Annotated in this window: 6 protein-coding genes; 2 read left to right on the top strand and 4 right to left on the bottom strand. The window is 68.8% G+C overall.

Annotation, left to right across the window (positions count from 1 at the left end; genetic code table 11):
• Positions 1–131: 131 nt before the first annotated feature.
• Positions 132–2111 carry a choline BCCT transporter BetT gene (betT, locus tag NQ204_RS10070; RefSeq protein WP_256643782.1) on the bottom strand — a complete coding sequence of 660 codons (1980 nt, stop codon included), beginning with the start codon at positions 2109–2111 and terminating at the stop codon, positions 132–134.
• A gap of 202 nt (positions 2112–2313) precedes the next feature.
• Positions 2314–3234, bottom strand: coding sequence for a M14 family metallopeptidase (locus NQ204_RS10065; RefSeq protein WP_116864114.1), 921 nt, complete (start codon positions 3232–3234; stop codon positions 2314–2316).
• Between the two features lie 143 nt (positions 3235–3377).
• On the opposite strand from NQ204_RS10065, the gene NQ204_RS10060 reads away from it, so the two are divergent.
• Both NQ204_RS10060 and NQ204_RS10055 read left to right on the top strand, forming a co-directional pair.
• On the top strand, positions 3378–5453 hold the full coding sequence (locus NQ204_RS10060; RefSeq protein WP_256643781.1) for a TonB-dependent receptor family protein: 2076 nt from the start codon (positions 3378–3380) through the stop codon (positions 5451–5453).
• Between the two features lie 63 nt (positions 5454–5516).
• The gene (locus NQ204_RS10055) at positions 5517–7289 is read left to right on the top strand and encodes a chloride channel protein (RefSeq protein WP_079222151.1); all 1773 of its coding nucleotides are present in this window, start codon (positions 5517–5519) and stop codon (positions 7287–7289) included.
• A gap of 41 nt (positions 7290–7330) precedes the next feature.
• Here the strand turns inward: NQ204_RS10055 and NQ204_RS10050 are convergent, their stop codons facing one another.
• Both NQ204_RS10050 and NQ204_RS10045 read right to left on the bottom strand, forming a co-directional pair.
• Positions 7331–7621 (bottom strand): DUF6959 family protein, encoded by a 291-nt coding sequence (locus NQ204_RS10050; protein ID WP_234456007.1) that lies wholly within the window; start codon positions 7619–7621, stop codon positions 7331–7333.
• Between the two features lie 117 nt (positions 7622–7738).
• The gene (locus tag NQ204_RS10045; RefSeq protein WP_256643780.1) at positions 7739–8578 is read right to left on the bottom strand and encodes an OmpA family protein; all 840 of its coding nucleotides are present in this window, start codon (positions 8576–8578) and stop codon (positions 7739–7741) included.
• Between the last annotated feature and the right edge of the window lie 9 nt (positions 8579–8587).

Raw genomic sequence — 8587 nt, 5'->3', positions numbered from 1 at the left:
GGGGGGGGGGGGGGGGGGGGGGGGGGGGGGGGGGGGGGTGGGGGGGGGGGGGGGGCGGGGGGGGGGGGGGGGGGGCGGGGGGGCCCCCCCCCCCCCCACGGAGGTGAGGACCAACGGTCCGCACCCACCCATCAACGGCTCAGATGCAGGAACTGCAGGTGCCGTTCGTACTGGCTGATGATGTCGTTGATGATCTGCTTGCGGCTGTAGCCCACCAGGTCGTAATCCTGGCTGCCTTCGAACAGATGCACCTCTGCGCGGTAGTAGCGCTGGTTGCGCAGCTGCTGGGCGGCGAAGGACGGGGTCAGGTAGCCGCTGAGGATCACCCGGTACTGGAAGTCCTGCTGCTCGCCGTGGTTGACCGACAGCTCCATGTCACCGGCCTCGAAGCGCGTGACCACTTCCCAGCCCTGCCCTTGTAGCTGCTCGGCCACCGCTTCCATCGCCGGCTTCACCGTGTCATCCATGAAGCGGTAGACCTGGTCGCGCACCGGGAAGTGCATGGCCTGGCTCAGGCGCTGGCGCCAGCCCTGGTGGTGGCGGTCATCCCCAATCAGCGGTGATGGCCGGAACTGCTGCGCCCGCTCGCGGTGCGATTCATCGCTGAAGGCGCGGGTCAGGCCCCACATCATCAGCAGCAGCACCGCCGAGAATGGCAGCGAGGCCAGCACCACCGCCGACTTCAATGCGTCGATGCTGCCGGCCAGCAGCAGGCCGGCGGTCAGCACCGCGATCACCGTGCCCCAGAACACGCGCAGCCAGCGCGGGCCATCGTCCTCGGGCGCACCACCGTGCGAGGACAACGTGGACAGCACCACCGCCCCCGAATCGGCTGACGTCACGAAGAAGATGAAGCTGACCAGCACGGTCAACGCGATCACCGCCTTGCTCCACGGGTAACCATCCAGCAGCGCGTACAGCACCGTGGGCGGATCATCCACCGCCAGCTGTGCCAGCTGCTGCTGGCCATGGTGCAGCACCTGGTCCAGCGCGCTGTTGCCGAAGATCGACAGCCACGCCAGGGTGAAACCGAGCGGAATCAGCAGCACGCCGAATACGAATTCGCGGATGGTGCGGCCGCGCGAGATGCGCGCGATGAACAGGCCCACGAACGGCGCCCAGCCGATCCACCAGGCCCAGTAGAACACCGTCCAGCCGCCCAGCCATTCCGGGCGGCCGCCGTAGGCGTAGACATCGAAACTCTTGCCGACCACGCTGCCCAGGTAATCGCCCAGGTTCTGCATGAGCGTACTGAGCAGGTACTGGGTGGGGCCGGCGCACAGCATGAACAGCACCAGCGCGATGGCCAGCAGCATGTTGATGTTGGCCATCCAGCGCACGCCCTTTTCCACGCCGGACACCGCCACCGCCACCGCGGCGCCCATCATGCTGGCCACCAGGATGATCTGCACCAGGTTGGAGTGCGGCACGTTGAACAGGTGGGTCAGGCCGGCGTTGAGGTGCAGCACGCCAAAGCCCATGTCGGCACCGATGCCGAACACGGTGGCGACGATGCCCAGTGCATCCACTGTGTAGCCGATGGGCCCGTTGATGCGCTTGCCGATGAGCGGGTACAGCGCCGAGCGCAGCGCCAGCGGCAGGTTGTGGCGGTAAGCGAAGTAGGCCATCGCCATCGCCGCCAGCGCGAACACGCCCCAGCCATGCAGGCCCCAGTGCAGGAACAGCAGCTGCATGGCCTGGCGCGCACCCGCCTCGCCGGCGGCCGCATCGCCCTGTGGTGGCTGCAGGTAATGGGTCAGCGGTTCGGAGACGCAGAAGAAGAACAGGGTGATGCTGATGCCGGCGGCAAACAGCATGCCGGCCCACGACAGATAGCTGAATTCCGGTTCGTCATGGTCGGCCCCCAGCTTGATGCCGCCGTACTTGGACAGCGCGACGCCGACCACGAACACCAGGTACAGGGTCATCGCCAGCAGGTAGTACCAGCCCACGTTGAGCGCGGCCCAGTCCTGCGCCTTGACCAGCAGGCGGCCGGCGCCCAGCGGGAACAGGCTGACGAACAGTGCGAAGGCAACGACGACGATCGCCGCGAAGGCGAAAACGGGCCGGAGGGTGCGCACCGGCGTGTGTTGAGGCTCCAGTGCTTCCATCGGCAGCCATCTCCGGTCGATCAGGGATTAGCCCACCGAGTCTGCATGAATGGCAGTGGACGCAGGATGAAGTGCGGGGTGGTGATGACAGCCCGGGGACAGGCAACGCGTGTTACGCGCGCGACCGGGGCCTGCACTTCTATAGAGCCGAGCCCATGCTCGGCTGCATTCTCCCAGCCGAGCACAGGCTCGGCTCTACAGATCAGCGGTGGGCCAGCGCGTACTCGAGAGCCGAGCGCACCGCTGCCACCTGTGCGTCGTTGCACTGCGCCGGCGTCGCGCGCGGGCTGTCCGGGTAGACCTCGGTGGTGGTGGTGTACTTCGCGCCGGTGATGCCCGCGCACAGCGCCAGCTTCACCAGCGGGTACTCGATGACGCCGTGGGCGACCACCGGCGAGCCGATGATCTCGTTCTTCTCATCCGCCGGGGCGATATGGGTCACCTGCTCGACCGCGGCGATCACCGCCTGCTGGAATGCCGGCTGCGGGTTCTCGCTGTCATCGACCAGGTAAAAGCCATCGGGGATCAGCCCCGGTTCGAACGGCTTGCCATCGCGCGCGGCCAGCGCCGGGCGGAACTCGCTCTCGTCGCTGTCGGTGGTCTCGTGCAGGTCGATGTGCAGCACGAACTGGCCCTGGTACGGGGCGATCAGCTCGATGACCGCCGTCGATTCGCGGGCCGGGCCATCGGCGCGGAAGTTGCGGTTCGGGTCGATGGCTTCGTAGTTCCAGCGGTTGATGCGCTCGAAGCCCCAGGGGTTCACGCACGGCACCACCAGCAGGTTGGCCTTGCCGGCGTAGTCGGCGGCGTGGTTTTCAAGGAAGTCCAGCGCGCCCATCACGCCACTGGTTTCATAGCCATGCACGCCACCGGTGACCAGCGCCGCCGGCAGCGCCGGGTTCCAGTCGCGGCTGCGCAGGGCGTACAGAGGGTAGGTTTCGCCAGCGTAGTCCAGCTGGCCATAGGCCACCTTGTCGAAGCGGTCGGCCAGGGCCTCGATGCGCGGCAACACTTCCTCGTCATAGCGGCGAAGGCGCTGCTGGCGGCCGCGCCACTGCTCCCGTTCCGCCGCGCCCCACGGCTGGCCAGGGGTTCCGACGGGGTAGAAAGCGGCAGTGGACATGGCAGATCTCGGCAGTCAGGAAGCAATCGCCCACTCTAGCACCGCCCTCCGCCGCCGTTCATCCGCACGCCTCCAAAGGTGCATTCCATTGGCGAATGGAATCAGCAATAATTCTCATTTAGCACCCTTCCGCGCCCGCCTCCATGCCCTTCCGAATCCTGCCCCCGGCCCGCCTGCCCCTGGCCGCCGCCCTCACCCTGTGCCTGTCCGCCACTGCCTTCGCGCAGGACAGCGCCACCACCCTGGACAGCATCCAGGTCTCCGGCAGCTGGCTGGGCACCGGCCTGCATGACAGCGTGAAGAGCTTTGCCGGCGCACGCACCGTGGTCGACCGCCAGCGGATCGACGCCAGCGGCGCGGCCAGCATCGGCGATGCCATGCGCCGCATCCCGGGCGTGCAGGTCACCGACAACTCGGGCACCGCCGGCAGCTCGGTCTCGCTGAACATCGGCGTGCGTGGCCTGACCGGCCGCTACTCGCCGCGCTCGACCGTGCTGCTGGACGGCGTTCCGCTGGCGGTGGCGCCGTACGGCCAGCCGCAGCTGTCGTTCGCCCCGACCAGCCTGTCCAACATCGAATCGATCGACGTGGTGCGCGGCGGCGGTGCGGTGCGCTACGGGCCGCAGAACGTCGGCGGCATCATCAACTTCAGCACCCGCGCCATTCCCACCGAGGCCGGCCTGCATGGTGAAGCCGGCGTGCGCTACAGCGCCAACGACCACGGCGGCGGTGACAGCACCCAGTACAACGCCTTCCTCGGCGGCACCGCCGACAACGGCCTGAGCATGGCTCTGCTGTACTCCGGCCAGGACGGCCGCGGCTGGCGCCAGGGCAGCGACGACCGCTTCGACGACCTGGCCCTGAAGTTCGCCTATGCCATCGACGCGCAGCAGGAGCTGCGCGCCAAGCTGTCCTACTACGATGTGCGCTCGCTGACCCCGGGCGGCCTGACCCGCGCCCAGTACGAGGCCGATCCGTTCCAGAACACCCGCCCCACCGATTTCTGGAAGGGCCACCGCACCGGCATCGACCTGGGCTACACCAACACCCTGTCGGCCGACAGCGAATTCGAGGTGGTGGCCTATTACAACGAGAGCAACCGCGCCAGCTCGCTGATCAACGCCGCCAACACCCAGCTGACCGTGCAGCCGCGCGACTACCGCGTGCTCGGCATCGAGCCGCGCTACACCCAGCGCCTGCGCTGGGGCAGCACCGTGCATGACATCACCGCCGGCTACCGCTTCCTGCGCGAGCGCGGCAACGACCGCAGCTACACCGTGGTCCGCCGCACCGGCGTGGAAAGCGCCATCACCCGCTTCGACAACGCCACCGACGCGCATGCGTTCTACGTGGACGACCGCATCGCCGTCGGCCAGTGGCGCATCACCCCGGGCGTGCGCATGGAGTGGATCGACATGGACCGCCGCCAGGCCGGTGGCGGCGCCACCTTCAGCAGCCGCAACGACAAGGCGCTGCCGTCGATCAACATCGCCTACCTGCTGACCCCGCAGCTGACCGTGTTCGGCAACTACACCACCTCGTTCGGGCCGGTGCAGAACATCCAGCTGAACTCGCAGACCGCCAGCAACCCGCTGAACCCGGAAGTGGCCAAGACCACCGAACTGGGTGCGCGCTGGCAGGATGGCGCCCTGCGCGCGGAAGTGACCGTGTTCAAGATGCGCTTCGACAACCAGATCCAGCAGGTGCCGGGCATCACCCCGCCGACCTTCCAGAACATCGGCGCCACCGACCACAAGGGCGTGGAAAGCGCGCTGGAGTACCGCTTTGCCGAGGACAGCGCGCTGGCCGGCCTGGAGCTGTACGCCAACTACACCTGGACCAAGGCGATCCAGCAGTCCGGCGACAACCGCGGCCTGGACGTGCCGTTCTACTCGCGTGACACCGACAGCATCGGCGCCCGCTACGCCATTTCCGCATGGACCTTCAACGTCTCCAGCACCCACCAGAGCGGGCAGTTCTCCGATGCCGCCAACACCTGGGCCGAGAGCGCCGACGCGCGCGTGGGCCGGGTGCCGGGCGTGCGCCTGTTGAACGCGCAGGTGGCCTGGCAGGTGCCGGGCCTGGGTGACAGCGAGATCGCGCTGGGCGTGAACAACCTGGCCGACAAGCGCTGGTACACCCGCAATGTCGACGGCAACGCCGGGCGCATGGTGGCCGCGCCGCGCACCTTCTACGTGCAGGGCCGCTACCGCTTCTAAGCCCCCCAGCCGCCCGATGCGGTGAGGGCAGCGATCACGGTGGCGGCGTATCATGCCGCCACCATGTCCTCCCACGCTTCGCCATCACGCCTGCATCTGGCGTTCCAGGGCCTGCGGCTGCGCCTGCGCGGCAGCGACCTGTGGTTCATCGCCCTCGCCCTGGTGGTCGGGCTGCTCGCCGGCGGCCTGACCCTGCTGCAATCGGGCATCGCGCGCTGGCTGCAGGCCGCGCTGTACGGCCTGGATGAAGGCATCCGCCTGAGCTCCCTGCCCTCGCTGCCGTGGACCGCCCTGCTGGTGCTGCCGCTGGGCGGCCTGCTGGTCGGCCTGGTCGCGCTGGCCGCCACCCGCCTCAAGCGCCCCCTGCTCGATGCGGTGGAAGCCAACGCCCTGCACGGCGGCCGCATGTCGATGCGCGACAACCTGATCGTGCTGACCCAGACCCTGATCTCCAACGGCTGCGGTGCCTCGGTGGGCCTGGAGGCGTCGTACACGCAGATGGGCGCTGGCAGCGGCTCGCAGCTGGGCCGGGTGATGCGCCTGCGCCGCAACGACGTGCGCATCCTGGTCGGTGCCGGCTCGGCCGGCGCCATCGCCGCCGCCTTCGGCGCACCGCTGGCCGGTGCCTTCTATGCCTTCGAGATCGTCATCGGCGCCTACACTCCGGCCGCGCTGGCCCCGGTGGCCGTGGCCGCGCTGGCCGGCGCGTTCGTCGCCGACCAGGCCGGCATCGACGCCTACCTGCTGCCGGCCGCGTCCACCATCGACGTGCGCGCCGCCGACTACGCCATCTACGGCCTGCTCGGCTGCTGCTGCGCGATGGTCGGCATCCTGGTGATGCGCCTGATCGCCTCGATCGAGGGCACGGTCAAGCGCAGCCCGCTGCCGCTGTGGGGCCGGCCGGTGCTCGGCGGCCTGCTGCTGATTCCGCTGGCGATGGCCAGCCCGCAGGTGCTGTCCTCCGGCCATGGCGCCCTGCACCTGGACCTGACCACCCACCTGCCGCTGATCTGGATCGGCGCCCTGCTGACCCTCAAGTGCCTGGCCTCCGGCATCTCGCTGGGTTTCGGCTTCCGTGGCGGCCTGTTCTTCGCCTCGCTGTTCATGGGCACGCTGGTGGGTGCGCTGTTTGCCGGCCTGCTGGCGATGGCCACCGGTGTGCCGGTGATCGATGCCACCTCGGCCGCGCTGGCCGGCATGGCCGCCCTGGCCGCCGCCGTGGTCGGCGCGCCGATGACCATGGCCATGCTGGTGCTGGAAGGCACCCACGACTTCCTGTTGACCAGCGTGGTGATGAGCGCGGTGCTGGTGTCCAGCACCCTGGTGCGGCAGTGGTTCGGCTATTCGTTCTCGACCTGGCGCATGCACCTGCGCGGCGAGACCATCAAGAGCGCACGCGACGTGGGCTGGGTGCAGAACCTCAATGCCGGGCGGATGATGCGCAAGGGCGTGGCCACCGCACCGGCCGATCTGGACACGGCCTCGTTCCGCCAGCGCTTCCCGCTGGGCTCCGGCGGCCGCGTGATCCTGGTGGACAGCGAGGGACACTACGCCGGCATCGTGCAGATCCCGCGCATGTACGGCGACGGCGTGAAGCCGGATGCGGTGGTGGGCGACTACGCTGAGAACCGTGACGTCGCGCTGGCTGCCAACGCCAACGTGGTGGCGGTGATGCAGCGCTTCGACCAGACCCAGGCCGACGAACTGGCGGTGGTGGCCAGCGATGGCCAGGTGCTGGGCGTGGTCTCCGAAGCCTTCGTGCGCAAGCGCTACGCCGAAGAGCTGGACAAGCGCCAGCGCGAACTGATGGGCGAGCGCGTCGAGGACAGCGACTGACCTTCATCCACGCATGGCGTGGATGGCAGAAACCGCGACCGCTACAGGGCTTCGCCGGCGTCGGCCAGGCGTGATTCGATCAATGCATACCACTGCTGCAGCGTGTCGATCAGCATGTCCAACTCTGCGTCGGCACGTTGCGCGCGCCCGCTGCGCAGGCAGGCCTGGGCGTCCTGCAGCTGGGTGAGGAACCCGGCCACGGTGTCGGCCTGCAGGATCAGGCCCGGCAGGCGCCGGCCGGGAATGCGCACCACCGAATGATTGCCGAGCTGGCCATACACGCTGACTGTGGTTTCCGTCTTCATGGACAAGGGCAGGAATTGGGCATTCATCGCGTGCACCATGGAAAAACCTGGCCCGCCGGCGGACGGAGATGACGGGGGAGACGCATCCACGCCAGCCGGCGGATCAGGGGGGAAACACGGGCGCCGGCAGGGCCGGCGAGGCGCTCAGTCGAGCCGGGCGGTACCGGCGATCTGCACGCGCCGGTTCGGCGCCAGGCACGCGATCAGCTCGCGCTGGTTCTGCTGCGTGCACTGCACGAGGGGGTCGGCGGCGCCGCGTCCTTCCGCGCTGATGGTCTGTGCAGGTACCCCGCCCTGCACCAGCGCCACCCGCACCGACTCGGCACGTCGCTGCGACAGCCGCTGGTTGTAGTCGGTGCCGCCGATACGATCGGTGTAGCCGACCACCTGGATCGACTGCACTTGGCTGGCTTCACGCACCTGTGCAAGTACGCCCTGCACTGCCGACTGGCCGGCCTGGCTGAGTACGTCGCTGTCGAAGCCGAACAGCGCATCGGCCGAAAGGCGCAGCGGCTGGGCCGGCAACGGTGCCGGCGCCGCGGCCACCGGCGGCGGCGCGGGTGGATCCAGCACGGCCGCACAGGCCTGCGGCTTCCAGTGCCCGGCTTGGGCGATACCCTTCCCGTCGAACTGCACCTGGAACTGGCAGGTGAAGTACTCCGCGCCCTGGGCGGTGCGGAAGTTGAACAGGTAATTCCAGCGGCGCACGCCCCACATGCCTTCGTTGAAATGCGGCGTGCCGAGCAGCGCGTACAGCTGGCGCTTGCTCATGCCGGGGGCGAAACGGCGCAGGTCGGCCACGTCGGGATAGGTGCCTTCCTTCAGCGAAGCCTTGCTGGCTTCCGGGAAGCTGACCAGCGTGTCGGCGGCCGGTGCGTCGCCGGCGGGTGCAGTGCTGCGGCACCCGGCCAACAGCACGGCGGCCAGGAGCAGGACGAGCGACGCGGCGAACGGGCCGGGGCGCGAAGTGAGTTGGAACGTCATTGGGATTCC

Source organism: Stenotrophomonas testudinis (assembly GCF_024499815.1).
Lineage (GTDB): Bacteria > Pseudomonadota > Gammaproteobacteria > Xanthomonadales > Xanthomonadaceae > Stenotrophomonas.
Note: the sequence above shows the minus strand (reverse complement) of the source record. Positions and strands in the feature narration are given on the sequence as shown.

Coding starts and splice junctions, on each gene's coding strand:
- betT (WP_256643782.1), bottom strand. CDS start 2,111: ATGGAAGCACTGGAGCCTCAACACACGCCGGTGCGCACCCTCCGGCCC.
- NQ204_RS10065 (WP_116864114.1), bottom strand. CDS start 3,234: ATGTCCACTGCCGCTTTCTACCCCGTCGGAACCCCTGGCCAGCCGTGG.
- NQ204_RS10060 (WP_256643781.1), top strand. CDS start 3,378: ATGCCCTTCCGAATCCTGCCCCCGGCCCGCCTGCCCCTGGCCGCCGCC.
- NQ204_RS10055 (WP_079222151.1), top strand. CDS start 5,517: ATGTCCTCCCACGCTTCGCCATCACGCCTGCATCTGGCGTTCCAGGGC.
- NQ204_RS10050 (WP_234456007.1), bottom strand. CDS start 7,621: ATGAATGCCCAATTCCTGCCCTTGTCCATGAAGACGGAAACCACAGTC.
- NQ204_RS10045 (WP_256643780.1), bottom strand. CDS start 8,578: ATGACGTTCCAACTCACTTCGCGCCCCGGCCCGTTCGCCGCGTCGCTC.